This window comes from Flavobacterium sp. AC267 (assembly GCF_979258715.1).
In genome coordinates this window covers 245,426-271,521 of the sequence record NZ_OZ409875.1, presented here as the reverse complement: position 1 = coordinate 271,521, position 26,096 = coordinate 245,426, and the positions used below count along the sequence as shown (strand labels likewise).

Below are 26,096 nucleotides of genomic sequence, written 5' to 3'. Positions count from 1 at the left end.
AAGTTTAATCGTTTAAACGTTCAAATCGTTTATTCGGCACAAATTAACGAATAAACGATTCAACAAATAAACCTTTAACAATTATTTAGTTTCAGCTTCTTCTAAAGCTTCCCAAAATTCGTAAGCTCTTCTTAAGTGCGGAATAACAATTGTTCCTCCAACAAGAGTTGCAATTCCCATTGCTTCCATCATTTCTTCTTTAGAAACACCTTCTTTATAACTTGTTTCTAAATGGTATTTTACACAGTCGTCACATCTTAAAACAGTCGACGCAACCAAACCTAAAAGTTCTTTTGTTTTTACGTCAAGAGCTCCAGGCGCATAAGCGTTGGTGTCAAGATTAAAAATTCGCTTTACAATTTTGTTATTGTCGGCAAGCAGTTTTTCGTTCATTTTAGAACGATAGTCGTTAAATTCTTGAATGATATCAGACATTTTCTTTTAATTTATTTCTATAAACAACTTTCGAAATCAGGATACTAACTTCGTAAATAATTAACATCGGAATGGCTACAATGGTTTGACTTACCACATCTGGAGGTGTTACAATTGCAACAATAATTAAAATAAGTACTACAGCGTATTTCCAATACTTTCTTAAAAAAACAGGAGTTACTAATCCTAATTTGGTTAAGAAATAAATAGCAATTGGTAATTCAAAAAAGATGGCACTTCCAAGAATACTTGTTTTTACCATTCCCATATAAGATTCAAGCGTAAATTGATTCTTTACAACATCACTCACAGAGAAAGTTGCAACGAAATTTACCGACATCGGAATTACTACAAAATATCCAAATAGAACTCCTAAAAAGAAAAGTAAAGAAGAAACAAAAATAAATAATTTAGCATTTTTTCTTTCTTTCTCATAAAGAGCAGGGCTGATAAATTTCCAAATTTCCCATAAAATATAAGGGAAACTTAAGATGAAACCTGCTAAAAGGCACATCCATACGAAAATATTAACCTGACCTTCCATTTCGGTATTCTGAATAATAAAATTCAGCTCCGTAATACAAATGCTTTCGGCAAAATTAAGTTGATGTGATAGGTCACAAAACCAAACATAAGTAAAGAATGTCGGCCTGATTGGTCCTAATATAATTTGATCAAATAAATAATCACTAACAAAATAAGTGACAAATGCCATAATACATATTGCAATTGTGCTTCTAACTAATAACCATCTAAGTTCTTCAAGATGATCTAAAAATGACATCTCGCCAAGATTTTTCTTTGCCATTATACGATTCCTTCTTTTAAAATGTCATGTAAATGTAAAACTCCTTTGTATTCTCCGTTATCGGCAACAATTAATTGCGTAATAGAGAAATCTTCTAATATATTTAATGCGTCAACTGCCATAGTCTCTGACGAAACTACTTTAGGATTCTTAGACATAATATCCCTTGCAGTTAAGTCCGCAATAGTATCTACGTCATTTAGCATTCGTCGGATGTCTCCATCTGTAATAATTCCGATAATTTTATTGTCTTCAATTACTGCTGTTACGCCTAATCTTTTTTCAGATATTTCGAAAATAGCTTTTTTTATCGAAGTTTCTGGTGTAACCGCTGGTTTTAACGAATGTTCTATCATGTCTTTCACACGAAGCAAAAGTTTTTTTCCTAAAGCACCGCCTGGGTGATAAATAGCAAAATCTTCTGGTTTAAAATCACGCATTTCCATTAAACAAACTGCAAGAGCATCGCCCATAACTAGTTGTGCTGTTGTGCTGTTTGTTGGCGCTAAGTTAATTGGGCAAGCTTCTACATTAACTGTAGTATTTAAAATATAATCGGATCCTTTTGCTAAAAACGAAGTTACATTTCCTGTAATAGCGATTAAAGTATTTCCGAATCTTTTTAATAAAGGAACCAAAACTTTAATTTCTGGGCTGTTGCCGCTTTTAGAAATGCAGATAATAACATCTTCATTTTGTATCATTCCTAAATCACCGTGAATTGCTTCAGCGACGTGTAAAAACATAGATGGAGTTCCTGTAGAGTTAAAAGTGGCAACCATTTTTTGAGCAATAATCGCGCTTTTTCCGATGCCTGTAACGATTAGACGACCTTTGGTTTCATAAATACGCTGGACCGCTTCGTAGAAATTTTCGTCCAGAAAATCAATTAATTTTGTAATTGCTTCACTTTCAGATAGTATTGTTTTTTTGGCAATTGCCAATATATTTTCTTTTGTGATCAAATCAGAATATTTAAAATTTGTATGTATAAAAGAAAGTTGTATCTTTATGTGTTGCAAATTTATACAAAATACAGTTAATATAGAGAATGAATTCAAACGAAATTGAAATACATAAAGAATTAAAGAAGTATTTCGGCTTTAGCCAATTTAAAGGCTTGCAGGAGCAAGTCATTACAAGTATTTTAGGTCAGACAAATACTTTTGTAATTATGCCTACGGGCGGTGGAAAGTCTCTTTGTTATCAATTACCCGCTTTAATTCAGGAAGGAACAGCAATCGTTGTTTCTCCCTTGATTGCTTTGATGAAAAATCAAGTCGATGCAATTCGAAGTCTTTCGTCAGAAAATGGAATAGCACATGTTTTAAATTCCTCTCTTACCAAAACAGAAATTGCTCAGGTTAAAAAAGACATCACCTCGGGATTAACCAAACTTTTGTACGTCGCCCCAGAATCTTTAACCAAAGAAGAATATGTCGCTTTTCTACAAAGCGTGCCAATTTCTTTTGTGGCTATTGATGAAGCGCATTGTATATCAGAATGGGGACATGACTTTAGACCTGAATATAGAAATCTGCAGCATATTATTAAGCAATTGGGTCAAGTGCCAATTATTGGACTTACCGCAACTGCAACTCCAAAAGTTCAGGAAGATATTCTGAAAAACCTTGATATGTCTGATGCAAATACTTTTAAAGCATCATTCAACAGACCGAACTTGTATTATGAAGTTCGAACCAAAACTAAAAATATTGAGTCGGATATCATTCGATTTATTAAACAACATAAAGGCAAATCTGGAATTATTTACTGCTTAAGCCGTAAAAAAGTAGAATCTATTGCCGAAGTTTTACAAGTGAACGGAATCAGCGCGGTTCCTTATCATGCTGGTTTAGATGCTAAAACCCGCGCCAAACATCAGGATATGTTCTTGATGGAAGATGTAGATGTCGTTGTGGCAACTATTGCTTTCGGAATGGGAATTGATAAACCAGACGTTCGATTTGTAATTCACCATGATATTCCAAAATCGTTAGAAAGTTATTATCAGGAAACGGGTCGTGCAGGACGTGATGGAGGAGAAGGACATTGTTTAGCGTATTACTCCTATAAAGATGTAGAAAAGCTGGAGAAATTTATGTCTGGAAAACCCGTTGCCGAACAGGAAATTGGTTTCGCACTTTTACAGGAAGTTGTGGCTTACGCCGAAACGTCAATGTCTCGTAGAAAATTCCTTCTTCATTATTTTGGCGAAGAGTTTGACAGCGAAACTGGTGAAGGTGCAGATATGGATGACAACGTTCGTAATCCTAAAAACAAAATCGAAGCCCAAGATCAAGTCGTTAAATTACTTGAAATTGTTCGCGATACGAAACATATTTATAAGTCAAAAGAAATTGTCTTTACTTTAATCGGACGTATTAATGCTGTTATTAAAGCTCATAAAACAGATGCGCGACCTTATTTTGGCTCTGGCTCAGACTACGACGAAAAATATTGGATGGCATTATTGAGACAAGTTCTGGTTTCTGGTTATTTGTCTAAAGACATTGAAACGTACGGTATTATTAAAATTACCCAAGCTGGTTTAGATTTTATTACAAAACCAGTTTCTTTTATGATGTCTGAAGATCACGAATATAGTGAAGCCGACGACGAAGCAATAGTAGCATCATCAAAATCAACTGGTACAGCCGATGAAGTTTTAATGGGAATGCTCCGTGAACTTCGTAAAAAAGTGGCTAAGAAATTAGGAGTTCCTCCATTCGTTGTTTTTCAGGATCCATCACTTGAAGATATGGCTTTGAAATATCCAATTTCATTAACCGAATTGTATAATATTCATGGAGTTGGAGAAGGAAAAGCAAAAAAATACGGAAGCGAATTTGTTGCCCTAATCAGCCGATATGTTGAAGATAACGATATTATTCGCCCAGATGACTTAGTTGTAAAATCTACAGGAGTAAATTCTGCCAACAAATTATATATCATTCAGAATATTGATAGAAAACTTTCATTAAACGATATTGCTTCTGCAAAAGGTTTAACAATGGATTCTTTGATTAAAGAAATGGAGCAGATTGTATATTCTGGAACCAAATTAAATATCAAATACTGGATTGACGATATGCTGGATGATGATCAGCAGGAAGAAATTCACGATTATTTCATGGAATCTGAATCAGACAAAATCGAAGACGCACTTAAAGAATTTGACGGCGATTATGATATTGACGAATTGCGTTTAATGCGTATTAAATTTATTAGTGAAGTAGCAAATTAAAAAAGTTTACAGTCTCAGTTTACAGTTTGCAGTTTTTTACTGAAACTGTAAACTGAGAATGGACTTAAATTTAGTCTCAGTACAAAACTGTAAACTGTGACTGTCAACTGAAAACTACTCGTAGAGTTCCCCACGATGCGGTTTCAAAGCATCTCTAACCTGAATCATATTTTCATCTGTAACCACCATAAAAGCGGTTGCATGCATATCATTTACAATAGAAAAACCTGTAATATTTAAAGGTAACTTCTCAATTGCGATATATTCTTTTAAATGAATTTCGTGGTGTTCGGCTGTTTTTGCGAGACAGAGGACCTCGAAAATCCCAAATTAATTTTATTTTTCTAGACATTTTTTTTTAAAGGTGCAAAGGTTGATAGTGACAAAGGTACAAAGGTTAGTTTGAAAAAAAGTTTCTGAGGTTTAGAGTTTTTTTCTGTAGAGACGCACTGCTGTGCGTGTAACGTATTTTTAGATAATCGTTGGGTAGACGCACTGCGGTGCATCTCTACTATATGCTTTGTGCTGAAAACCTCCCAAACTTCCAAAATCTGCGTGAAAAATTACAGTAAATATAAAATCTCATTTCAAAATAGTACTTTTGCATCTTCTTTTCATAGAAAGAAAAGCTAATAGAATAAAAAAGAAAAAATGCCTAAAGAACTTTTACTTCAAGTATCGCCAGAAATTGCCGCAAACGAATCATTGCTGAAAGACCATTTGTCTAAACAAATAAAAGTTTCTCCGCAGGAAATTCAACATGTTTCTGTTTTAAAACGATCTATTGATGCACGTCAAAAGGCAATTAAAATCAATTTAAAAGTTCTTATTTATTTAAAAAGTGAACCTTTTCAGGAAACTAAAGTCGAACTTCCAAAATATAAAGACGTTTCAAAAGCACAAGAAGTTATTGTAGTTGGTGCTGGACCGGCTGGACTTTTTGTCGCATTGCAACTAGTTGAATTAGGCTTAAAGCCGATTGTACTCGAACGCGGAAAAGACGTTCGCGGGCGCCGTCGTGATTTAAAAGCAATAAACCGTGAGCATATTGTTAACGAAGATTCGAATTATTGTTTTGGAGAAGGAGGAGCGGGAACATATTCTGATGGTAAATTATATACGAGATCTAAAAAACGTGGTGACGTAACCCGAATTTTAGAACTTTTAGTCGCTTTTGGAGCTTCCGAAGATATTTTGGTTGAAGCGCATCCGCATATTGGAACCAACAAACTGCCAAAAATTATTGAAGATATCCGTGATAAAATTATCGAGTTTGGAGGTCAGGTTTTGTTTGAAACCCGAGTAAGTGATATTTTGGTAAAAAATAACGAAGTTGAGGGAATTGTAACTCAAAATGGAGATAAAATTCATGCCAATAAATTGATCTTGGCAACAGGGCATTCGGCGCGCGATATTTTTGAATTATTAGACAAAAAGAAAATTTTTATAGAAGCAAAACCTTTTGCTTTAGGCGTTCGTGCGGAACATTCGCAAGAACTAATCGACAGTATTCAATACAGTTGTGATTATCGCGGAGAGCATTTGCCTCCAGCGCCATATTCTATTGTAAAACAAGTAAACGGTCGCGGAATGTACTCGTTCTGTATGTGTCCAGGTGGTGTAATTGCGCCTTGTGCAACAAGTCCGGGTGAAGTGGTTACAAATGGATGGTCACCGTCAAAACGGGATCAATCGACAGCAAATTCTGGAATTGTAGTGGAATTGAAATTAGAAGATTTTAAACCTTTTGCAAAATTTGGGGCGTTGGCCGGAATGGAATTTCAAAAAAGCATCGAACAAAAAGCATGGCATTTAGCGGGGCAGACTCAAAAAGTTCCAGCACAAAGAATGATTGATTTTACGCAAAGTAAAGTTTCATCAGATATTCCGAAAACATCATATGTTCCAGGAACGACTTCGGTAGAAATGGGACAGGTTTTTCCAGGATTTTTAACTCAGATTATGCGTCAGGGTTTTCAGGATTTTGGAAAATCAATGCGTGGTTATTTAACTAACGAAGCGATTCTGCACGCGCCAGAAAGCAGAACTTCATCACCAGTTAGAATTCCAAGAGATCCTATTACTTATGAGCATTTGCAAATAAAAGGATTGTATCCGTGTGGAGAAGGTGCTGGTTATGCCGGTGGAATTATCTCTGCAGACAATTGATGGAGAAAAATGTGCTTTGATGATTGCGGAAGCGTTGAAATAATTTACAATCATTTTATTTTGTAGTAAAAATATTATATTTGCGAAGTTTTTTAAACTTTTAAAGTTAATAATAATGACACCACAAGATCTTGAAAACATATATAATTTCGTATACCCTGAATTATACAAGCAACTATATTTAGATGGAATGTTAGATTGGGGAGAATTTAGTCCTAATTGGTATTATGAAATTTACCCAAAATTAAAAGAAAATCCGCCTTTGCTTTTACACACTTTCGATTTTGAATTACTGAGTATTAAAGGTGTTAGTGATGAAATAAAGCAACTTAGAGATCCTAAAGATTATCGTCAGATTAAAAAAGAGTTTAAATTTATTCCTTTTGCACAAAGTTATGGAGGGGATCATTATTGTTTCTTCTTAAATGAGGAAAAAAATGGTGAAATGCCAATTGTTTTTCTTTCGCATGATACATATGAAGCAGATTATTTAGCAAAAAATTTACAAGATTTTATTTTTAAAATGTTTTTAATAGATATGTCATATTTTGATAATGAGATTCTTAGTGATCAAGAACTCAAAAATAATCTTGAAAATATGTTTAAGACTCATAAAAAATACTTGACACATCAGCAAAAAGATATTTTGGAAGATCTATTCAGTCGCGAAATTATTAAGTATGAAATTGTTTTTGTCGCTAGTACAGAAGAAGCAAGAGGGTTATTAACTGAAGATGAAAAGAATAATTTGATAAATGAAGTCATTCCTTTCGATAAAATGGATACAAGTTTTGAATATTCTACCGAGCAAAAATGTTTAAATCATCGCGTAATCCCTGAAATAATTGGGCTTTAGATTTTTCATGTAGTAAAAAGATTGTTATCTTAGTGATTTGATTTTAATCGAATTTCCCCAAAGATGACAATACAAGAAATTGAAACAAAATACGGATTTGAATTTCCGCTTTTGTACAAACAGTTAGATACCGATGGAATGCTTAATATTGGAGAATATGGCCCAAATTGGTATTCTGAAGTTTATCCTACACTAAAAGATAATCCGCCTTTGCTTTTGCATTCGTATGATTTTGAATCTCTTAATTTAAAATCTGTTGCCGAAGAAATCGAAGAACTCAGAGATCCTGAGGATTATCGAAATATAAATTCCGAATATAAATTCATTCCGTTTGCAAAAAGCGTGGCATGATCATTATTGTTTTTTTCTCAATGAAGAAAATAATGGAGATGTGCCAATCGTTTTTGTCTGGCATGATATGAACGAAGTCAATTATCTGGCAAAAAACCTGCAGGATTTTATCTTTAAGGTTTTACTGATAGATATGTCACAGCAGGATGTTTACAACGAACTCAGTGACGAAGAATTTAGAAGTGATCTCGAATCAGTTTTTAAATCACATAAAAAGTATTTGACAACTCATCAAATCGCTATTTTGGAGGATATCTTAAAACGTGAAATTATTGATTACGAAATAAATGTTTCTCCAAAAATAAAAGAATCTGCAAGAGGATTGTTGACAGATGTCGAATTGGAATCAATTGTCAATAAAGTGATTCCTTTTGATAAAATGAATAAAAGTTTCAAATATTCAAACGACTAAATTTTAGTATAACTTATAAGTGTCTTCCATGATAAATATTTTTTCCAATTTTTTTAATAGAAATAATGATCCTAAATCTATAATTTCTTATGACGTTATAGAACCAATTTACGGCTATTTATATCACGAATCAAATAGTATAGAGTTTAAGATGAAGGGAATTTACGATTCTGTTTTCGTAAACTTATATTCATTTCCGTATTCACTAGATCATGAAGATGGCAGGGAAGAAATTAAAAAAGCAGGTTTTAATAATGCTTATGAAGTTTTAAACGAACTTTATAAGAAGATTGATATCGGAGCGCTTTCAGAAGAAACAATCCAGCAAGGATTAGAATACGATTTTATTCATATTCAGTTTTATTCAGAGCCAAGTGCAGAGGTGAAAAAGTATTTGAAACGAGTTCTTAATAATTTTGTCATTTTCTTTTGCTGTACAAATAGTTTAGAAACTAACGATTTTAAAATTTTATATTCAAGCACGCACTTTTTAGATTATACAAAAGGATTATTAGATACAGAAAAGCTGGATATTAATAATCCTAAAAATGAAACTCAGGAGATAGGTATTAGAGATTTTAAAAAAGTACTGCAGGGAATCTGCCAGTATTTAAATCTAGAAATCCCACAAACCGTTGAGCTTCCATCATCTGAAAATTTATTGGCAGATGAAGCGGCGACAGAAACAGATTTTGAAGAGTTCATAAAATTGGTTTCAAGAGGGAATATTGAAGAAAAACAACTTAAAAAGCAAACCAAAAAGCTTTTTAAAAATTATAAAAAAGAGGCAAAAGAATATCATAGTATTGTAGAAGATCATTTTGCTTTTTTTGAAAGTATTGATGCATGGAACAGCGACTGGAAATTTGATCCAGAAGATGCAGAATATTTTATATCTAACTTAATTGGCGAAGATTTTACTTTCGCGTATCCTGAAGAAACGTATAGCCATGAGTTATTTCCATACATTCAATCGGAATTAGAAAAATCGAATTTGGAATTGTTGACGTATGAAACTTTTGGAGATAATTATTTGTTTTTTGTTGCCAATAAAGATGAGGTCGAAAGAATATTGGAATTGTCAGAATTGACGAAGATTGAAGTTAATCAGCTGTAAGTTAATCCCATTTTTTGTCATCCTGACGAAGGAAGGATCACACTAGTAATTCGCCAAAGTAAAGACGGAGTTTCGCGTGTGATCCTTCCTTCGTCAGGATGACAAGTTTGTGGTAAAAACTGAGACTGAACACTAAAAGCTGAACACTAAAAGCTGAACACTAAACATCTACGGAATTAAAATTATTTTACCCGTACTTTTTCTGCTTTCCAAAAAATCGTGTGCCATTTTACCCTCTGATAATTTAAAAGAAGTTGGTTCTGAAAGTTTGATTTTTCCATCGGTAATCCAGCTGAATAATTGATTGGCTCTTTTTATTCTTTCGTCTTTAGAAGTTAAATAACTCCATAAGTCGCCACCCGTAAGGGTTTTTGAAGTGTCCATTAACATTCTCGGATTTACAGGTTCGGGATCACCGCCGGCCATTCCGAAGAAAACGACTTGTCCGCATTCTTTGGTAACTTCGAAACTGTCTGTTAAGGTGCTTCCAATACTATCATAAACAACATCAACACCTTTTGGAATCACTTTAAAAATTTCCGATTTCCAATCTTCGTTATATAGAAAAACATGATCTGCACCTTGTTCTAATGCAATTTGAGCTTTTTCGGGAGATGAGGTTAAGCCAATAACAGTTGTACCCAAAAGTTTACTAATTTGAGTAAGAATCTGACCAACGCCACCGGCAACAGCATGAATTAAAACCGTTTCTCCTTTTGCAGTTTTGTGACTGTCGGCGACTAAATAATGTGCAGTTAAACCTTGTAAGAGAACACAAGCTCCAGTTTCAAAAGAAATGGCTTCAGGCAATGGCAAAACATGATTTACATTAACAGCAACCAATTCTGCATTTGCAAAAGGAACATCGGCGAAAGCCACACGATCACCAATTTTATATTCAGAATGATTATTGGTGTCGACAACAACACCTGCACCTTCGTAACCCGCAATAAAAGGCGGATTTCCTTTTAAATGATAATTTCCTTTTCGTCTGTAAACATCGGCAAAGTTTAATCCGATAGCTTTCATTTCGACTAAAATTTCGTCGTTTTTTAATTGCGGATTGGGAATTTCGATATATTCTAAAACATCTGAATTTCCAAAAGAGGAAAAGGTAAGTGCTTTCATTTTTTATTAATTTAAGAATACAAATTACGGTAAAATTCAGGTTAAGTTTTAAAAGCTTGCCTTAAAAGTATACAAAAAAACCTCGTTCCAGATGAAATGAGGTTTTCAGTTTTTTATAGCCGCAGACTAAAAAATGGAAATAATTTTTTCGCCACGAATTTCCCGAATGTACACTAATTAATTCGTGCTAATTTGTGAAATTCGCGGGAAAAAAAGAATTATATCTTAGGGAATTTCATTTCATTAAAAGTACTTTTTTGTTTGGCTAAAGCTTCAACATCCTGCCATTTTCTTGGAGACTCAGCAGAAAGGTTTTCGTATGAATCTTTAGTAATTAAAATGTCATCTTCGATACGCACACCAATATTCCACCATTTTTTATCACATTTACTGTTTGCCGGAATATAAATTCCTGGTTCAACCGTAAAGATCATATTTTCTTTTAAAGCACTCATGTAATTGCCTTTATCATGTACATCTAAGCCAAGAAAGTGCGAACATCCGTGCGGATAATACATTCTAACATCTTTTGGATCCGTAATAATTCCTAATTTAATTAATCCGGCGACGATAACTTCTCTTGATTTTTTGTTTAAATCCTGAAACGGAGTTCCTGGCTTACAGAGTTTAAAAACTTCTTCCTGAGATTCGTAAACTAATTGATAGATTGCTTTTTGTTCTTCCGTAAATTTTCCGTTTGCAGGAACTGTTCTCGTAACGTCTGCAGAATAACCGTGATATTCAGAACCAACATCCATTAATAATAATTGGTTGTCGATTTTTGTTGCATTGTTTTCTCCATAGTGTAAAATACATCCGTTAGCGCCGGCACCAATAATTGGGGGATACCCTTCGCCTTCTGCACCATAATGTCTGTGAATGTAAGCATGAATTCCGTCTGCTTCATTTTCGCTCATATCAGGGCCAACGGCTTTCATAACTTCGTTGTGTGCAATGCATGAAAGTTTTACCGATTTTCTCATCAAAGCTATTTCTTCAGCAGTTTTAATTTCTCTTAAAGAATTAGTGATAGTATTAAAAAGATCAGAAGTGTCTTTTTCAGCTGTAAGCGCCGCTTTAGATTTGAAACTTTCAATTAAACCAAAAAGATCAAAACCTGTTTTATTACCTTTTAGATCTGTTGGAATTTTATCGTATATAATTTTGTCAAATTTCTTAAAGTCTATTCCAAAATCTTTGAAATCTTTTCCGTTATAAACCGTTGTAAAACCCAATTTAGATTTTGCGCCTTCAACGCCAAAACGTCTTCCTGTCCAAGTTTCCTGCGATGCATTTCTTTCGCGTACAAAAAGAACTTCATTATATTTTTCGGTTCCTTGTGCTTCTTTAAAAAGAATTAAAACAGCGTCTGGTTCTTTATATCCTGTTAAATAGTACATATCAGGATTTTGATGATAATTGTAATTGATATCTTTAGAAAACACTCTTTCTGGATACGAAAAAACAACTGCAACAGAATTGGCAGGCATTAAATTTCTAAATGCTTCGCGACGTTCCTTGTGAAATTCTTTTGAAAGATAATCTGTTGGAAGGTTTTCCTGAGATTGAACTTTAGTTAAACTAAATAATAGAGCAAACAATAAGAAAAATTGTTTCATTTTTTGTGGTTTTTGATTGATGTTTTTGGTTTTTATGATCGATGCAAATTACAAAAAAAATGCAATCGCGAATCGGATTTTAAAGATTTGATTAATAGAGTTTTGAATAAAATGATGTAACTTAGAGTTAGAAATTACAGTTGAAACGGAATTTAAACCCTCATAAATCTTGTAAATAGGCACGGATATTGAGAAAGTATTTTTTAGAGAATAACTTTAATCTTCAAAAAACAAATTACATTAATTTTTAAAAAACACATTTATGAAAAAATACACACTCGCAGTTCTTTCAGTTTTAACCTTATTACTTACTTCGTGTATGGCATCTAAAGACACTAAAAATGCAGGGAACTTATATAATACAACTTGGGAATTAGAATATATTTCTGGACCAAGAATTGCTTTCGAAGGTTTATATCCAAATAAAAAACCGCAAATTACTTTTGACGAAAAACAAAAAAATGTTTACGGTAATAATGGATGTAATGGTTACAGTGCTCCATATACGTTAAGTGGGAAATCTTTAACTTTTGGAGAGCCAGGGCCAGCAACAATGATGTTTTGTGAAGGAGGAGGAGAACAGCAGTTTCTAAAGCAAATTAAACTGACTACCAGTTATGCTATTAATAAAGATGGAAAGCTGAATTTGATTCAAGGCGATGTGCCAATGATGCGATTTAAAAAAGTTGCGAAACAATAGTTTTGAAAATCTATAAAAAAGGGAAATGAATTAGTTCATTTCCCTTTTTTGTTTTTATTTCTTTTTGAGTTTGTCTTTAAAAACTTTTTCAAACTTTTCCAATTTCGGCTGAATCACCATTTTGCAATACGGCTGATTCTTATTATTTGCATAATAATTCTGATGATAATCTTCGGCTTTATAGAAAACTTTAAAAGGTTCAACTTTAGTCACAATCGGGCTTTTATACACTTTTGCTTTATTTAATTCCTCAATAATGCTTTCAGCGGCTTTTTTCTGTTCGGCATTTTTATAAAAAATTACAGAACGATATTGCGTTCCCACATCAGCGCCCTGACGATTTAATGTTGTCGGATCGTGAACAGTAAAAAACACTTTAAAGATTTCATTAATATCAGTCACATTTTTATCATACGTAATCTGAACCACTTCGGCGTGACCTGTTTCTCCAGTGCAGACTTCCTCATAAGTAGGATTCGCGACTTTTCCGCCAGAAAATCCAGAAACAACAGATTTCACTCCATTTAAATCTTCATAAACAGCTTCAACGCACCAATAACAGCCGCCTCCCAAAGTAATGGTTTCTAGATTTGAAGCTTTTTTATTTTGTGAAAACCCATTCAAGGAAAGGGCAAAAAAGCATATTAAAAGTATATTTTTCATAAATAAATTATTTAGAATCAGGAACAAAGTCTAGAGCAATGGAGTTCATGCAGTAGCGTTTTCCGGTAGGCGCGGGACCGTCATCAAATAAATGACCTAAATGGCCGCCGCAACGACCGCAGAGTGCTTCAATTCTTTCCATTCCGATAGAATTATCTTCTTTAAAAATTACACTTTTTTTGTCCTCTTGTTCAAAGAAACTCGGCCATCCGCTAGCTGCTCGAGAATTTTGCTGTAGATCTAAAAAGTTTGTTGCCGCACGAAGCACAGTAATATGTTCCTTTTTCGTCCGTATTCCAATATTTTCCTGTAAAAGGTCTTTCAGTGTCCGCTTCACACATCACTGCATAAACATCTGCAGGCGCACTTTTTTCCATTCTGCATTACTCACATTCAATTTTGTAGTATCAGTATTAGAGTAATAAGGATTCCCCGATTTAGTAATGATATTATTTTCCATAGAAGTCGATTTTGTCTGCTTTTTAGTGTTTTGTCCGCAAGCCTGTAAAATAAAAAGCGGTAATAAAAAGCAAAGGCTGATAAATTGAGTTTTTGATTTCATAAACAAATAGTAAAAGTTTAATGGATTAAAATCAGGTATTTTTTGAGGCTTTAAATTTAGTCTATCAAAGATACGATGAGAATTGGCTCAAAATGCTGACTTTAAAATAATTCAGATTTTTTTAAGTGTGTTTTAACTTTTTATTAGTTACGTAAAATAATACAATGTAGTTTTTATGTCTTAATTTTAACAGCTTTTAATTTCTAGATCGAATTTATAATATTGTAAATCAGAAAAATAGAAATTAGGAAAGGGTTTAGATTTTTCACAATTGTAATCAAGATTTTTAAGCCATATCTTTTTTTGTATTTTTGTTTGATTAAGAAGTACTATGACAGAAGAAAACGTAATATTAGTCAATCAAAATGATGAGCAGATTGGTTTAATGCCAAAATTAGAAGCACACGAAAAAGCGCTTTTGCATCGTGCATTTTCAGTTTTCGTTTTAAATGAAAATAATGAAATTATGCTCTGCAGCAGCGAGCGAATCAAAAATACCATTCTCCTTTGCTTTGGACAAATACATGTCGCAGCCCATCAGCGTGAAGGCGAAACCAATATTGAAGCTGGAAGCAGAAGATTGTTTGAAGAAATGGGGTTTAAAACAGATTTAAAAGAGCTGTTTCATTTTATTTATAAAGCGCCTTTTGATAACGGATTAACCGAGCATGAATTGGATCATGTAATGATTGGATATTACAATGAGAATCCGAATATTAATACAGAAGAAGTAGAAGACTGGAAATGGATGAAAATCGAAGATGTAAAATCTGACATTCAGAAACAGCCCGAAATATATACCGTTTGGTTTAAAATAATTTTTGATGAATTTTATCATTATTTAGAAGATCATACACTTTAACCAGACTAACCAAAAACCTAGATGAGAGTAACCATATCAAGAAAAGCACATTTTAATGCCGCACATCGACTACATCGAAAAGATTGGTCATTAGAAAAAAACACCGCTGTTTTTGGAAAATGCAACAATCCTAATTTTCATGGTCACAATTATGGTTTAACAGTAAGTGTTACAGGAAAGATTGACCCGGAAACTGGTTTTGTTTTAGATGTGAAAGTATTAGCGGATATTATACGAGAAGAAGTAGAAATTCCGTTTGATCACAAAAATCTAAATCTGGACGTTCCAGAATTTTTAGATTTGAATCCAACCGCAGAAAATATTGCTGTTGTGATATGGAATAAAATTAGAACAAGAATTCAGCCCGAGTTTGATTTGGAAATCGTGCTGAATGAAACCGAACGCAATTTTGTAACTTATAAAGGAGAATAAAAAATGTCATTAAAAATAGGAGATATAGTTCCGAATTTTACTGCGAAAAACAATCATGGAGAAATTTTTGAAAGCCAAAGTGTTTTAGGAAGAAAACCTTTGGTGATTTATTTTTATCCAAAAGATAACACACCTGGCTGTACAACAGAAGCCTGCAGTTTTCGGGACCAATATGAAGATTTCAAAGATTTGGGAGCTGAGGTAATCGGGATTAGCAGTGATAGTGTGAAGTCGCATCATAAATTTGTCGCTAAATACCAATTGCCTTTTATTCTGCTTTCAGATCAGGATAAAAGATTAAGAAAGCTCTTTGGTGTCCGTAACAATTTATTCGGACTCCTTCCGGGGCGCGTTACCTATATTATAGATAAAAACGGTTTGGTGATTTCGATATTTGACAGCGTCAATGCGACCAAACATATACCAAAAGCTTTAGAAACCGTTAAAGAGTTAGTATTATAAATTAATAAATAGCGAGCAGAATAGAATTTAATAACCAAATAATCAGCCTAAAAAAACATGAGCCAAAATTTATACCCGTTACAATTTGAACCGATTTTGAAAGAAAGAATCTGGGGAGGAGAAAAACTAAAAACAATCCTGAATAAACCAATCGTTTCTAAAATTACTGGTGAGAGCTGGGAATTATCTACTGTGGAAGGAGATGTAAGTATGATTGCAAATGGAGATCTAAAAGGAAAATCTTTAATGGATCTTATTAATGATACGCCAGATGCACTTTTAGGAACTAAAGTTTACGAGCGTTTTGGAAAACAATTTCCGCCGCTTTTTAAATATCTTGATGCAAGAGAAGATCTTTCGATTCAAGTTCATCCAAATGATAAATTGGCCAAAGAACGTCACAACTCATTTGGAAAAACAGAAATGTGGTATGTAATGCAGGCAGATGCAGATGCTAGAATTATTGTTGGTTTTAAAGAAGATTCTAGTAAAGAAGAATATTTAAAACATTTACAAGACAATACTTTGGTTTCGATCTTAGACGATGTAAAAGCAAAATCTGGAGATGTTTTCTTTTTAGAAACAGGCACAGTCCATGCAATTGGTGCAGGTTTGGTTGTTGCAGAAATTCAGCAGACATCGGATATTACATATCGTTTGTACGATTTTGATCGTATAGATGCAAACGGAAATAAAAGAGAACTTCACGTAGATTTAGCACTTGACGCGATCAACTATAATAAAGTAGATACGCAGAAAAAATACAAGTCTACAGCAAATACGTCAAACACAGTTGTTGACTGTCTGTATTTTACAACCAATTTTATTCCGTTAGAAGATAAAGTTGAAGTTTCTAAAACTGGCGAAACTTTTACGGTTTATATGTGTATCGAAGGTGATTTTGAAATACAATACGATGGTTTTAAACAAGCCTATAAAAAAGGAGATACAGTTTTGGTTCCAGTCGCGATTAATGCATTTAATTTAAGCGGAAAAGCTTCTATTTTAGAAATTTACATTTCATAGCATTAAATTTGAGGATTATGTGTACTTTTGCAAACGCAAATTAAAATTATAATAAAAATGGCAAACGTTAAAAATTTAAAGAAAGACATCAACTTCGTATTAGGAGATATTATTGAGGCAGTTTACTTGTTTGAGATGTCAACAACAGGAAATCCAACTCCAGAAACGAATGCTTTGATCGATGAAGCTATTGTCGCATTCGATACTTTGATCACAAAAGTTAACGCAAAGAACGTTGAAAATAAAAAAGCACACTTCAAACAAATCAATGTTGAATTAGAACAAACTGCTAATCAATTGATTGAAAAAATCAACGCATTGTAAGCAAAAAAAAGTGTAAAAAAGTGCAAATTTATTTTGGGAAAACGAAAAACCGCTTTATATTTGCACCCGTAATGAGGCCGATGTAGCTCAGCTGGCTAGAGCAACTGATTTGTAATCAGCAGGTCGTGGGTTCGAGTCCCTCTATCGGCTCAACGGAAACCATCACAGAAATGTGGTGGTTTTTTTAATTATAGAGAGAGGTGTGAATTTTTTTTTGGAATATTAAAAAACAATTTTATCTTTGCACCCGAAATAAACGCCGATGTAGCTCAGCTGGCTAGAGCGACTGATTTGTAATCAGCAGGTCGTGGGTTCGAGTCCCTCTATCGGCTCAAAAAACCATCACAGAAATGTGGTGGTTTTTTTTTGCTCAATTTTGAAGATTTAAATTTGAAGTTTCAAGTTTCAAGTTTCAGATTTCAGGTTTCAGGTTTGTCGCGGAATGTAAAATTGGCATAGCTCCTTCAATCTTTAGATTCTTTTTAATTTGGAATTTGAATTGAAAATATAGCCCGCGGTTTCAACCGCGGGTAACGTATTGTAATTGTATCGCCTTCTAATTGTTAAAAACCATTGGGAATATTCTTTTATCTTATTATGTTTTGAAGTGTATTGGAATTTGGAATTTATTTTTTTTGGAATTTTAATTCTCCATATTAACTTTAAGAATATTTTTCCTATGTTTGTTAGATAACCTAAAACATTAAAACTAATGGAAGAAATTTCAGCATTTGAAAAATTTGAATTGCAGTTAGACTCTGCGGCAAAAGACTTTTTAAAAGAAACAGCTAAATGGGCTTATTTCTTATCTATTATCGGTTTTATCGGAATCGGATTTTTACTTTTAATCGCTGTTTTTGCAGGAACAATCTTTTCGGCTATGGGAAGTACAATGCAAGGAATGGGAGGCATGGGAGCATCTTTTGGAGCGACGATGGGAGCGACGTATTTTTTAATGGCGACCCTTTATTTTTTTCCAGTTTACTATTTGTTTAAATTTAGTTCGAATGCAAAAAAGGCATTCAAGGATAATGATTCAACGGCTTTGACAGATTCATTGGGCTATTTGAAATCGCATTACAAATTTTTCGGTATTTTAATGGTTATCCTTTTAGGGATCTACGCATTGATATTTGTATTTGCAATTCTTGGAGGTTTGATGGGAAGATAATTCAAAATCAATATTTAGAGATATAAACAAAAAATGCCCTGATAATTCAGGGCATTTTTTATATAAATAACATTAGGAATTATTCTGGTGTTTGTGCTGGTTGCTGTTTTTTTAAGTCGCCAACATATTTTGTTAGTTTCTTTCCGTAAAAAGATTTAGCTACTTCTGGAGTCATAGATTTTTGAATAGTATCTAAAAATCTCAAATTGATGTCGTAGATCTCTGCTAAAGCAATATAAGGTGCTACTTCATGATCTTTATTGTTTAAGGCAAAATTTGTTGCGTACAAGTATTTTCTTTTGATATTGTTTTCTTGTAGTTTAGTAATACTGTCTACCGCTTTTTGATCTTGTCTTTTTATTGCTCTAAAACGAGGTTCAACCAATGAAAGATTCTCGTCGATGAAACGACCGTTTATTTTTGCATACTGCTCGTATAACTCTTGATTTTTTGATCCTGTAATTTTAGCACCAGAAATGTAATTATCTAAGTTCGTTTCAATAGTAATATTTCCTGGTTCAGCAAAGAATAAAATATTATTGTCTAATGAATTGGTTACACCGCGATCTAAGAATAAATACAGCATTTCTGGAGAATCTAATGTGATATTACTTTCAAAAGCAGAACTGCCATCTATTTTAATACTGTCAATTGCGACAAGTGATGTATCAACAATTCTTTGGATGTATAAAGTTCCTTTTTTTAGACCTTTTATATTTCCAGTAATATGTACGTTACCAGTAGTTTCTTTTTTGCCGCATGATGCAAGTAAGACAAGAGTAACAAAAGCAATTAATGTTTTTTTCATTGGTGGGTTATTAGATTTTGGGTGCAAAATAAAGAAAATAGTTTAAATGTTTAGAGGTCCCAGTTTTATTTTTATAAAAAAAATAAATCCCAATCTTTTTATAAATTGGGATTTAAAGTATAGTAAGAAAAGGTTTTAGAAGGAAAGATTAAATGAGGTGCCGTTTTCGTGTGTGTAAATATAAAAAGAATCACAGGTGTCATTTCCATAATCAACAACGCCGTTCAAAATACCTCCTTTAATTTGTAATTGTCCTTTCGAAATAAAAAGACAGGAATATCTCTTAATTAAAGTTTCTTTTACTGTCAAAGTCAAAGTCGTTCCATCGGCGACGGTTACGGTATGTGTTCCCTCTGGAATCTCATAAACATTGTCTGTTAGAACAAAAGGAGTTTCAACACCAGCAGTTTGTTTCGTAGTGTAAATTCCAGAATTATTATATACTTTTCCTTGGTTATCTGTAAGTTTACCATTTGTTACTTTTCTAGTCCATTGCGGTATTGTCGCCGCAGTTGTAATATTGGTATATTCTATCGTTCCTTCTAGTTTTATACCGCTCATAGAATAATCTATTCTTTCAATAGTCATTTTGTTGCCTGTATTAATTATTGGTCCAGAAAGGGTAATTTTTAGTTTTCCCTTTCTAATTATATTATTATCCGTGCATCCAGTTCCGAAATCTACTAGAAATACTTTAGGGTATTGTGTTCCGTTTGGTGTTGTAACTGTGATAGTGGCACATAAGCCAACAGGAGTTTCGGCAGTTTTTGCTGCGGCAGGAGTTGAGGTTACAAACAGACCCGTATTAACATCCATTTCATTAGCGGCGTCAACAGCAAGTGAAGCGCCAACTGTAGTTATGTCTGTTGAGGTAGTGTTTTCGTTATTGTCGCTTGAACATGAAACGGCAATAAGTGTTGCGACACAAATAGTTGTGACTAAAATAGCGGTTTTTTTCATAGTGGTATTTGTTTTTAGGTTAGATAAAAAAGGCATTCAAATGTAATAAAAAAATGAATCGCAATAAAAAATCCTGCAATGGTTTAACTGCAGGATATTATAACGATTTTACGAAAGAAAAATTATAGATAATAATTTGATTATGAATTGTATGTAAATATTAGACTGATTTGTAATAATCACTTTTTGCCTTTCTGATTTTTTTATATTCTTCCCAATTAAAACGATTTAAAAAGTCGGCAACATTTTGTGCACCGCGAATAAAAAGATCAATTTTGGCATCGTCGGTCAGATTAAAATTTAACCAATTATGACTTCCAGTGTCAATGTACCCAATTAAGTTTTTGAAATCTGGGTTTTTTTCTTAAAAACTCAGCATCATAACCATATCTCGCTGTGTCGAACATTGAACTTATTAAATTGGGAAATTTTTCATTTTTGTTGATCTCATTTTTATCGTAGCCGAGTTTAATTCCAAAAGTTGGTGAAGCAGGAACATTAAGATTTTCGTGGAAAATATCAATTGGAAAATTTGAAATAATTCCTCCGTCCATAAACATAACTTCAGATGGGACAGAAGTGCGCAAACAGGTTGCCTCGTTCCATTTATTCCAAGCATCAACTCCGGTTGGAATATTTTTAATTTTAAAAGGAGTAAAAAACAACGGAATCGACATTGATGCGCGGACAAAATCGGCTGGATTTTGGACTTCTGGATTGGAGTAAAACAAATCCATCATTTTGGGAAAAACAATTTTACTTTCGGTAGTAATATCGGCGGCGATTATGGCCATTTCGCTCCAGTGATCTACACGTTTGTACTCTTCTTTGTCGCCGGAATTGACTTTATTTATTCGATATAATTTATTTTTGTCCGAAACTCCTTTCTCTCTTAATGCTTTTAGATCAGCATAATTTTTTATTCCTTTTTGAGAAAGTAAATTGGTCATCCATTGATGAAAATTATTTCCTGGATTTAAACCCAGATCATCTTTAAAATTATCGACAACCTGATAGCCTTTTATTATTAATTTTAGGTTTCCGGCATCACTCAATAATGCATCGATAAACTCCCGGGCATCGCGGTCTCCATCTACAAAATCATATAAATTTTTGTTGCATAGACAATCTAAAATCCATTCAGATTTTTCTACATCGCAAGTTCCTGCGGTACGCCATCAGCATTGTATTGATGCTTCCAGCCGAAGTTCCCGCTAAACTTAGAAATCGGATTCCCATTTTTTCCAAAACATAAACATATCCAATTAAGGCAATTCCGAGCACGCCATCGCCTTCCTGTACAAGATCTACGTATTGGTAGTTGTTGTTGTCTGTAATGTCTGAGAATTTTTTGTTTTTGATTTGATCTTTTAAATCTTTGATAATTGCTAGAATTGCCCCATTCTCTGTAAATTTTCTTTTATCCATGATTTCTAGAATTTGTATTTTTTTTTTTTAATTCATTGATTTTCAAAAATATACAAATAATTTTATTAAGAATAGGGGATAATCGCCCTTTTTTTGAAGGGGTTTTTTACAGCAAAAAAAATCCCACAAAAGTTAATTTGCAGGATTTTTAAAATATTATTTTCAGATGCTTATTTAATCATCTCAAAACTTCTTTTTACGAAAGCTGTAAGTGCTTCACCTTTTAGTAAGTTTTGCGATAATTTAGCCAAATCTAAAGCTTGTTTTACCAAATGCTCTTGATGTGTTTTATCTTCTGTATTTAAAATGCTTGACGCTAAGTCAGAATTAGTATTTACCACCAAATTATACATTTCTGGCATATTACCCATTCCAAACATTCCGCCTCCGCCTGACTGGCTCATTTCTTTCATTCTACGCATAAATTCTGGTCGCGTAATGATGAATGGAGTCGCTTGGCTGTCCATTGCTTCTAGTTGTACGCTGTAAGCTTTAGGGATATAAGCTTCTAATGACGTTTTTAAAGTTTCTTTTTCTTCGTCAGATAACTTAGAAATTTTGTTTTCGTCTTTCTTGATTAAATTATCAATATGATCAGAATCCACACGAACAAAAGTTAAGTCGCTGTTATCACCTTCAATTTTTTGAATCAAATGCGAAATAATTGGAGAATCTAAAAGCAATACTTCGTAACCTTTATCTTTTGCTGACTCAATGTAAGAGTGCTGTGCGTCTTTGTTTCCAGCATAAAGAACTACAAGTTTACCATCTTTATCCGTTTGGTTTTCTTTTAGTTTTTCTTTTAATTCTTCTAAAGTGAAATATTTATCGTCTACAGTTGGATACAAAACAAATGCTCCTGCTTTTTCATAGAATTTATCTTCAGAAAGCATTCCGTATTCTAAAACGATTTTAATATCGTTCCATTTTGCTTCAAAGTCAGCACGGTTTTCGTTAAATAACGCTTTCAATTTATCAGCTACTTTACGAGTGATATAGTTTGAAATTTTCTTAACAGCACCATCAGCCTGTAAACCAGAACGAGAAACGTTTAATGGAATATCTGGAGAATCAATTACACCTTTTAACATTGTCAAGAATTCAGGTACAATTCCTTCTACGTTATCCGTAACGTAAACTTGGTTTTGGTACAACTGAATTTTGTCTTTTGGATTTGCATATCCGAACCTAATTTCGGGAAATACAAAATACCAGTTAAGTTAAACGGATAATCTACATTTAAATGAATGTTGAACAACGGATCTTCAAACTGCATTGGGTACAATTCTCTGTAGAAGTTCTTGTAATCTTCATCAGATAATTCAGAAGGCTGTTTTGTCCAAGCTGGGTTTGGGTTATTGATAATGTTGTCAACTTCAAAAGTTTCATTAACGTAATCTTCTGGAGCATCATCTGGTTTAGGAAGTGTTTCTGTTCTAGTTCCAAATTTAATTGGAATAGGCATAAACTTGTTATACTTATTCAATAAACCGCTGATTTTTGAATCATCTAAAAACTCCAAAGAATCTTCTGCAATGTGAAGAATAATTTCAGTTCCGCGTGAAGTTTTGTCAGCAGGTTCTAAAGTAAATTCTGGACTTCCGTCACATGTCCAATGTGCGACTGGTTCGTCTTTGTATGATTTTGTAATGATTTCAACTTTTTCGGCCACCATAAATGCAGAGTAAAAGCCAAGACCAAAGTGTCCGATAATTCCAGAATCTTTAGCAGAATCTTTGTATTTATCTAAGAATTCTTCAGCGCCAGAGAAAGCTACTTGATTGATGTATTTTTCTACTTCATCAGCTGTCATACCAAGACCTTGATCGATAATGTGGATTTTTTTACCTTCTTTGTCCACTTTTACCTCGATGATCGGGTTTCCGTATTCAACCTTAGCTTCGCCAATGCTGATAAGATGTTTTAATTTTAAAGTAGCATCAGTACCATTAGAAACAAGCTCGCGTAAGAAAATTTCATGGTCGCTGTATAAGAACTTTTTAATTAAGGGAAAAATGTTTTCTACTGAAACATTAATTTTACCTGTTGCCATATTTTTTAATTTTTATTTAATGTGATGATTTTCACTTGTTCAAATAGAATACCAATTGTATTGTGAGTGACAAAATGTCGGAATGTTAATTTTGAAAGAAAATAAATAGATTGTAAAAGATATTTTAGTCTAATGAATCGTATATTTGTGGTACAATAATTGTTAAAAAGACAAGTATTAATCTATAAAAAATTGTACAAAATGAAGAAAGGTATCCTAATATGCATGATTGCCGCTATGTTTTTTGCGTGTAAATCTGCTTCGTCGACAGCTTCAACAGACACAGCGCTTTCAACTAAACTTGACAAGAAAACCCAAGTCGCTTTAAAAGGAAATTGGGTTCTTACTAATGTATCATATCCAGGTTCGGATTATATCAAAGTAAACTCATTTGATCTTGCAGATTCAAAATGTTTTATTGGAAGTACTTGGAGTTTTATTTCCAATAATAATAAAGGAACAATGGCTTTAACTTCGCCAAGCTGTACAGCATTTTCTTCTCCAATTGTATGGAGTATCAACAATCAAGGTTTGCTAGTTCTTAAAATTCTTGATGCGGGCGAAAAAGCTAAAAAAGTAAGAGATGGTTATTTACTTAAAGTTGGAGGTGTAACTGAAACTTCATTTCAGTTAATCGATAACATTAACGTTGGTGGTCAGGTTAAAGACGTGGTTTACCAATTTCAAAGAGCTAATTAATATTTAAAGATATAAAAGATGAGAAAGATAACTGTTTTAGGTTTAAGTAGTTTATTGGTTTTAACTAGTTTTTTTACTAGTTGTGATTCAGTAAAAAATGCAAATAATACACAAAAAGGAGCTGGAATTGGTGTTGTTGCCGGTGGTGTAATTGGTGCCGTTTTAGGTAATAATTTAGGAAAGGGTGGAAACAGTCGCTTTAGGTGCTCGCAATTGGTGCTGCCGTTGGTGGTGGAACTGGTGCACTTATTGGTAACAAAATGGACAAGCAAGCTCGTGAAATCGATCAAGCTCTTCCAGGTGCTTCTGTAGAAAGAGTTGGTGAAGGAATTCACTTAACTTTGAATGAAAATTCAGTTCGTTTTGATACTAATAAATCAACACTTACAACTCAAGCAAAAGCTAATTTAGATAAATTGGTTCCTGTGTTTAATGATTACGGAGATACAGATATTCAAATTTTTGGATATACTGACAGTACTGGAAAACCAGAATATAATTTAACTCTTTCAGGACAAAGAGCGACTTCTGTTCAAGCTTATTTAGTTTCTAAAGGATTAAAATCTAGCCGTTTCAAAACTTCAGGTTTAGGAATTGCAGATCCTATTGCAACAAATGATACTCCAGATGGAAGAGCTCAAAACCGTCGTGTTGAATTTTCAATTACAGCAAACGACAAAATGGTAAATGACGCAAAAGCGGAAGCTGGAAAATAATTTCTCCATAAAATAAAATATAAAAAAAGCTGTTTCTTAATTGAAGCGACTTTTTTTGACTTTAGAAATTAAACATTGTAAATTTGACCTCTCATATTACAACTCATGCTTGACATTCAAAATATATCTTTTTCGTATACAGATAAACCCGTTATAAAAGACATCTCATTTACTATTGAGAAAGGGCAGAATATTTCTATTATCGGCGAAAGTACTGCGGGAAAAGTACGCTCCTTAAACTGATTTATGGTTTGTATAATTTAGACGAAGGAAAGATTTTTTACGGAGATAAACCAATCTTGGGACCAAAGTTTAATTTGATTCCGGGAATGCCGTATATGAAATATCTGGCGCAGGATTTTGACTTGTCTCCTTATGAAACTGTGGCAGAAAATGTTGGAAAATTCCTTTCTAATGGTTTTGCCAACATGAAAAAACTACGTGTTCAGGAATTACTGGAAATGGTAGAAATGGAACAGTTTTCTAACGTAAAAACTAAATTTTTAAGTGGAGGACAACAACAGCGAGTGGCTTTGGTTAGGGTTTTGGCTTTGGAACCTGAAGTGATTTTGTTAGATGAGCCATTCAGTCAGATTGATGCCTTTAGAAAAAATGCCCTTCGTCGTAATTTATTTCGTTATTTAAAACAAAAAGAAATTACCTGTATCATTGCAACGCACGATAGTACAGATGCTTTGTCTTTTGCAGATCAGGCAATTGTAATGCGAAATGGAGAACTAATCGTAAAAGATGATCCTGCAAAAATTTATGAAGATCCGCAGATAAAATATGTAGCTTCTTTATTTGGAGAAGTAAATGAAATTCCGACTCATTTATTATTATCATACGAAGACGAAACACATAAAACGCTTGTATATCCGCATCAATTTAAAATGGTTTCAGAATCTAAACTAATGGTAAAAATTAGAAGAACTTATTTTAGAGGAAGTCATTATTTAATTGAAACTGTATACAAAAGGCAGTTAATTTTCTTTGAAAGTGAGATCGATTTACCGCTTGAGCAGGAAGTATTTTTGGCTTTAAATTATTTGTAATTAGGGAATGTGTTAATTAGAAAATTAGATAAT

General features: G+C 33.3%; 23 protein-coding genes, 2 tRNA genes and 6 pseudogenes. 18 read left to right on the top strand and 13 right to left on the bottom strand.

Going from position 1 to position 26,096, the window contains the following annotated elements; translation table 11 throughout:
- Nucleotides 1-81: 81 nt before the first annotated feature.
- Genes ACZZ95_RS01420 through ACZZ95_RS01410 form a run of 3 tightly spaced genes read right to left on the bottom strand, consistent with a single transcriptional unit; the run spans nucleotide 82 to nucleotide 2,208 of the window.
- Nucleotides 82-435: a carboxymuconolactone decarboxylase family protein gene (locus ACZZ95_RS01420; protein WP_095952285.1), complete on the bottom strand. Its 354-nt coding sequence runs from the start codon at nucleotides 433-435 to the stop codon at nucleotides 82-84.
- The gene (tatC, locus tag ACZZ95_RS01415) at nucleotides 428-1,243 is read right to left on the bottom strand and encodes a twin-arginine translocase subunit TatC (protein WP_463467739.1); all 816 of its coding nucleotides are present in this window, start codon (nucleotides 1,241-1,243) and stop codon (nucleotides 428-430) included. Before tatC ends, ACZZ95_RS01420 begins: the two co-directional genes overlap by 8 nt.
- Nucleotides 1,243-2,208 carry a KpsF/GutQ family sugar-phosphate isomerase gene (locus ACZZ95_RS01410; protein ID WP_463467738.1) on the bottom strand — a complete coding sequence of 322 codons (966 nt, stop codon included), beginning with the start codon at nucleotides 2,206-2,208 and terminating at the stop codon, nucleotides 1,243-1,245. The genes tatC and ACZZ95_RS01410 overlap by 1 nt, the downstream gene beginning before the upstream one ends.
- A gap of 86 nt (nucleotides 2,209-2,294) precedes the next feature.
- Here ACZZ95_RS01410 and recQ point away from each other — a divergent pair, with 86 nt between their 5' ends.
- The gene (gene recQ / locus ACZZ95_RS01405; RefSeq protein ID WP_463467737.1) at nucleotides 2,295-4,490 is read left to right on the top strand and encodes a DNA helicase RecQ; all 2,196 of its coding nucleotides are present in this window, start codon (nucleotides 2,295-2,297) and stop codon (nucleotides 4,488-4,490) included.
- A gap of 114 nt (nucleotides 4,491-4,604) precedes the next feature.
- On the opposite strand, the pseudogene ACZZ95_RS01400 reads toward recQ, so the two are convergent.
- Nucleotides 4,605-4,842 (bottom strand): annotated as a pseudogene (locus ACZZ95_RS01400) (hypothetical protein).
- Nucleotides 4,843-5,141: 299 nt separating this feature from the next.
- Here ACZZ95_RS01400 and ACZZ95_RS01395 point away from each other — a divergent pair.
- The 5 genes and pseudogenes from ACZZ95_RS01395 (at nucleotide 5,142) to ACZZ95_RS01375 (ending at nucleotide 9,395) form a co-directional block, all read left to right on the top strand.
- Nucleotides 5,142-6,702: pseudogene (locus ACZZ95_RS01395) on the top strand (NAD(P)/FAD-dependent oxidoreductase).
- Nucleotides 6,703-6,774: 72 nt separating this feature from the next.
- Complete coding sequence (locus ACZZ95_RS01390) at nucleotides 6,775-7,515, top strand: SMI1/KNR4 family protein (protein ID WP_463467736.1); 741 nt, start codon at nucleotides 6,775-6,777, stop codon at nucleotides 7,513-7,515.
- Nucleotides 7,516-7,578: 63 nt separating this feature from the next.
- Nucleotides 7,579-7,866 carry a hypothetical protein gene (locus ACZZ95_RS01385; RefSeq protein ID WP_463467735.1) on the top strand — a complete coding sequence of 96 codons (288 nt, stop codon included), beginning with the start codon at nucleotides 7,579-7,581 and terminating at the stop codon, nucleotides 7,864-7,866.
- Nucleotides 7,847-8,278, top strand: a complete 432-nt coding sequence (locus ACZZ95_RS01380; protein ID WP_463467734.1) for a hypothetical protein — start codon at nucleotides 7,847-7,849, stop codon at nucleotides 8,276-8,278. The genes ACZZ95_RS01385 and ACZZ95_RS01380 overlap by 20 nt, the downstream gene beginning before the upstream one ends.
- A gap of 28 nt (nucleotides 8,279-8,306) precedes the next feature.
- On the top strand, nucleotides 8,307-9,395 hold the full coding sequence (locus ACZZ95_RS01375) for a DUF6630 family protein (protein ID WP_463467733.1): 1,089 nt from the start codon (nucleotides 8,307-8,309) through the stop codon (nucleotides 9,393-9,395).
- Between the two features lie 168 nt (nucleotides 9,396-9,563).
- On the opposite strand, the gene ACZZ95_RS01370 is transcribed toward ACZZ95_RS01375, so the two are convergent.
- Both ACZZ95_RS01370 and ACZZ95_RS01365 read right to left on the bottom strand, forming a co-directional pair.
- Complete coding sequence (locus ACZZ95_RS01370; RefSeq protein ID WP_463467732.1) at nucleotides 9,564-10,523, bottom strand: quinone oxidoreductase family protein; 960 nt, start codon at nucleotides 10,521-10,523, stop codon at nucleotides 9,564-9,566.
- 218 nt (nucleotides 10,524-10,741) lie between these two features.
- Entirely contained in the window at nucleotides 10,742-12,142 is a 1,401-nt protein-coding gene (locus ACZZ95_RS01365) for an aminopeptidase P N-terminal domain-containing protein (protein ID WP_463467731.1), read from the bottom strand.
- A 262-nt stretch (nucleotides 12,143-12,404) separates the two neighbouring features.
- On the opposite strand from ACZZ95_RS01365, the gene ACZZ95_RS01360 reads away from it, so the two are divergent.
- Complete coding sequence (locus tag ACZZ95_RS01360; protein WP_463467730.1) at nucleotides 12,405-12,842, top strand: META domain-containing protein; 438 nt, start codon at nucleotides 12,405-12,407, stop codon at nucleotides 12,840-12,842.
- Between the two features lie 54 nt (nucleotides 12,843-12,896).
- Here the strand turns inward: ACZZ95_RS01360 and msrA are convergent, their stop codons facing one another.
- Nucleotides 12,897-13,505, bottom strand: a complete 609-nt coding sequence (gene msrA / locus ACZZ95_RS01355; RefSeq protein WP_463467729.1) for a peptide-methionine (S)-S-oxide reductase MsrA — start codon at nucleotides 13,503-13,505, stop codon at nucleotides 12,897-12,899.
- Nucleotides 13,506-13,512: 7 nt separating this feature from the next.
- Nucleotides 13,513-14,067 (bottom strand): annotated as a pseudogene (gene msrB / locus ACZZ95_RS01350) (peptide-methionine (R)-S-oxide reductase MsrB).
- A 331-nt stretch (nucleotides 14,068-14,398) separates the two neighbouring features.
- On the opposite strand from msrB, the gene ACZZ95_RS01345 reads away from it, so the two are divergent.
- From ACZZ95_RS01345 to ACZZ95_RS01310, 8 genes are all read left to right on the top strand, one after another.
- Nucleotides 14,399-14,929 (top strand): isopentenyl-diphosphate Delta-isomerase, encoded by a 531-nt coding sequence (locus tag ACZZ95_RS01345; RefSeq protein WP_463467728.1) that lies wholly within the window; start codon nucleotides 14,399-14,401, stop codon nucleotides 14,927-14,929.
- Between the two features lie 21 nt (nucleotides 14,930-14,950).
- The gene (locus tag ACZZ95_RS01340) at nucleotides 14,951-15,361 is read left to right on the top strand and encodes a 6-carboxytetrahydropterin synthase (RefSeq protein WP_095952273.1); all 411 of its coding nucleotides are present in this window, start codon (nucleotides 14,951-14,953) and stop codon (nucleotides 15,359-15,361) included.
- Between the two features lie 3 nt (nucleotides 15,362-15,364).
- Nucleotides 15,365-15,823, top strand: coding sequence for a peroxiredoxin (locus tag ACZZ95_RS01335; RefSeq protein ID WP_463467727.1), 459 nt, complete (start codon nucleotides 15,365-15,367; stop codon nucleotides 15,821-15,823).
- Between the two features lie 57 nt (nucleotides 15,824-15,880).
- Entirely contained in the window at nucleotides 15,881-16,849 is a 969-nt protein-coding gene (locus ACZZ95_RS01330) for a type I phosphomannose isomerase catalytic subunit (protein ID WP_463467726.1), read from the top strand.
- Nucleotides 16,850-16,906: 57 nt separating this feature from the next.
- Entirely contained in the window at nucleotides 16,907-17,173 is a 267-nt protein-coding gene (locus ACZZ95_RS01325) for a hypothetical protein (protein WP_463467725.1), read from the top strand.
- 76 nt (nucleotides 17,174-17,249) lie between these two features.
- Nucleotides 17,250-17,323, top strand: a tRNA-Thr gene (locus ACZZ95_RS01320).
- A 108-nt stretch (nucleotides 17,324-17,431) separates the two neighbouring features.
- A tRNA-Thr gene (locus ACZZ95_RS01315) sits at nucleotides 17,432-17,505 on the top strand.
- Nucleotides 17,506-17,885: 380 nt separating this feature from the next.
- Nucleotides 17,886-18,344 (top strand): hypothetical protein, encoded by a 459-nt coding sequence (locus tag ACZZ95_RS01310; RefSeq protein WP_463467724.1) that lies wholly within the window; start codon nucleotides 17,886-17,888, stop codon nucleotides 18,342-18,344.
- A gap of 79 nt (nucleotides 18,345-18,423) precedes the next feature.
- Here ACZZ95_RS01310 and ACZZ95_RS01305 read toward each other — a convergent pair whose 3' ends face one another.
- From ACZZ95_RS01305 to htpG, 5 genes and pseudogenes are all read right to left on the bottom strand, one after another.
- On the bottom strand, nucleotides 18,424-19,152 hold the full coding sequence (locus ACZZ95_RS01305) for a DUF4369 domain-containing protein (protein ID WP_463467723.1): 729 nt from the start codon (nucleotides 19,150-19,152) through the stop codon (nucleotides 18,424-18,426).
- 135 nt (nucleotides 19,153-19,287) lie between these two features.
- Complete coding sequence (locus tag ACZZ95_RS01300) at nucleotides 19,288-20,112, bottom strand: hypothetical protein (protein ID WP_463467722.1); 825 nt, start codon at nucleotides 20,110-20,112, stop codon at nucleotides 19,288-19,290.
- Between the two features lie 323 nt (nucleotides 20,113-20,435).
- On the bottom strand, nucleotides 20,436-21,167 hold the full coding sequence (locus ACZZ95_RS01295) for a patatin-like phospholipase family protein (RefSeq protein ID WP_463467721.1): 732 nt from the start codon (nucleotides 21,165-21,167) through the stop codon (nucleotides 20,436-20,438).
- A gap of 85 nt (nucleotides 21,168-21,252) precedes the next feature.
- On the bottom strand, nucleotides 21,253-21,540 hold the full coding sequence (locus ACZZ95_RS01290) for a patatin-like phospholipase family protein (RefSeq protein WP_463467720.1): 288 nt from the start codon (nucleotides 21,538-21,540) through the stop codon (nucleotides 21,253-21,255).
- 170 nt (nucleotides 21,541-21,710) lie between these two features.
- Nucleotides 21,711-23,593 (bottom strand): annotated as a pseudogene (gene htpG / locus ACZZ95_RS01285) (molecular chaperone HtpG).
- A 201-nt stretch (nucleotides 23,594-23,794) separates the two neighbouring features.
- Between htpG and ACZZ95_RS01280 the strand changes: the two are divergent.
- The 3 genes and pseudogenes from ACZZ95_RS01280 to ACZZ95_RS01270 all read left to right on the top strand — a co-directional run bounded on the left by ACZZ95_RS01280 (nucleotide 23,795) and on the right by ACZZ95_RS01270 (nucleotide 26,063).
- On the top strand, nucleotides 23,795-24,292 hold the full coding sequence (locus tag ACZZ95_RS01280) for a lipocalin family protein (protein ID WP_095952440.1): 498 nt from the start codon (nucleotides 23,795-23,797) through the stop codon (nucleotides 24,290-24,292).
- Nucleotides 24,293-24,310: 18 nt separating this feature from the next.
- Nucleotides 24,311-25,008 (top strand): annotated as a pseudogene (locus tag ACZZ95_RS01275) (OmpA family protein).
- A gap of 105 nt (nucleotides 25,009-25,113) precedes the next feature.
- Nucleotides 25,114-26,063, top strand: a pseudogene (locus tag ACZZ95_RS01270) (ABC transporter ATP-binding protein).
- Nucleotides 26,064-26,096 lie beyond the last annotated feature (33 nt).

Coding starts and splice junctions, on each gene's coding strand:
- ACZZ95_RS01345 (WP_463467728.1), top strand. CDS start 14,399: ATGACAGAAGAAAACGTAATATTAGTCAATCAAAATGATGAGCAGATT.
- ACZZ95_RS01300 (WP_463467722.1), bottom strand. CDS start 20,112: ATGAAAAAAACCGCTATTTTAGTCACAACTATTTGTGTCGCAACACTT.
- ACZZ95_RS01375 (WP_463467733.1), top strand. CDS start 8,307: ATGATAAATATTTTTTCCAATTTTTTTAATAGAAATAATGATCCTAAA.
- ACZZ95_RS01330 (WP_463467726.1), top strand. CDS start 15,881: ATGAGCCAAAATTTATACCCGTTACAATTTGAACCGATTTTGAAAGAA.
- tatC (WP_463467739.1), bottom strand. CDS start 1,243: ATGGCAAAGAAAAATCTTGGCGAGATGTCATTTTTAGATCATCTTGAA.
- ACZZ95_RS01390 (WP_463467736.1), top strand. CDS start 6,775: ATGACACCACAAGATCTTGAAAACATATATAATTTCGTATACCCTGAA.
- ACZZ95_RS01370 (WP_463467732.1), bottom strand. CDS start 10,523: ATGAAAGCACTTACCTTTTCCTCTTTTGGAAATTCAGATGTTTTAGAA.
- ACZZ95_RS01385 (WP_463467735.1), top strand. CDS start 7,579: ATGACAATACAAGAAATTGAAACAAAATACGGATTTGAATTTCCGCTT.
- ACZZ95_RS01280 (WP_095952440.1), top strand. CDS start 23,795: ATGAAGAAAGGTATCCTAATATGCATGATTGCCGCTATGTTTTTTGCG.
- ACZZ95_RS01290 (WP_463467720.1), bottom strand. CDS start 21,540: ATGGATAAAAGAAAATTTACAGAGAATGGGGCAATTCTAGCAATTATC.
- ACZZ95_RS01420 (WP_095952285.1), bottom strand. CDS start 435: ATGTCTGATATCATTCAAGAATTTAACGACTATCGTTCTAAAATGAAC.
- ACZZ95_RS01335 (WP_463467727.1), top strand. CDS start 15,365: ATGTCATTAAAAATAGGAGATATAGTTCCGAATTTTACTGCGAAAAAC.
- ACZZ95_RS01365 (WP_463467731.1), bottom strand. CDS start 12,142: ATGAAACAATTTTTCTTATTGTTTGCTCTATTATTTAGTTTAACTAAA.
- recQ (WP_463467737.1), top strand. CDS start 2,295: ATGAATTCAAACGAAATTGAAATACATAAAGAATTAAAGAAGTATTTC.
- msrA (WP_463467729.1), bottom strand. CDS start 13,505: ATGAAAAATATACTTTTAATATGCTTTTTTGCCCTTTCCTTGAATGGG.
- ACZZ95_RS01360 (WP_463467730.1), top strand. CDS start 12,405: ATGAAAAAATACACACTCGCAGTTCTTTCAGTTTTAACCTTATTACTT.
- ACZZ95_RS01340 (WP_095952273.1), top strand. CDS start 14,951: ATGAGAGTAACCATATCAAGAAAAGCACATTTTAATGCCGCACATCGA.
- ACZZ95_RS01305 (WP_463467723.1), bottom strand. CDS start 19,152: ATGAAAAAAACATTAATTGCTTTTGTTACTCTTGTCTTACTTGCATCA.
- ACZZ95_RS01310 (WP_463467724.1), top strand. CDS start 17,886: ATGGAAGAAATTTCAGCATTTGAAAAATTTGAATTGCAGTTAGACTCT.
- ACZZ95_RS01325 (WP_463467725.1), top strand. CDS start 16,907: ATGGCAAACGTTAAAAATTTAAAGAAAGACATCAACTTCGTATTAGGA.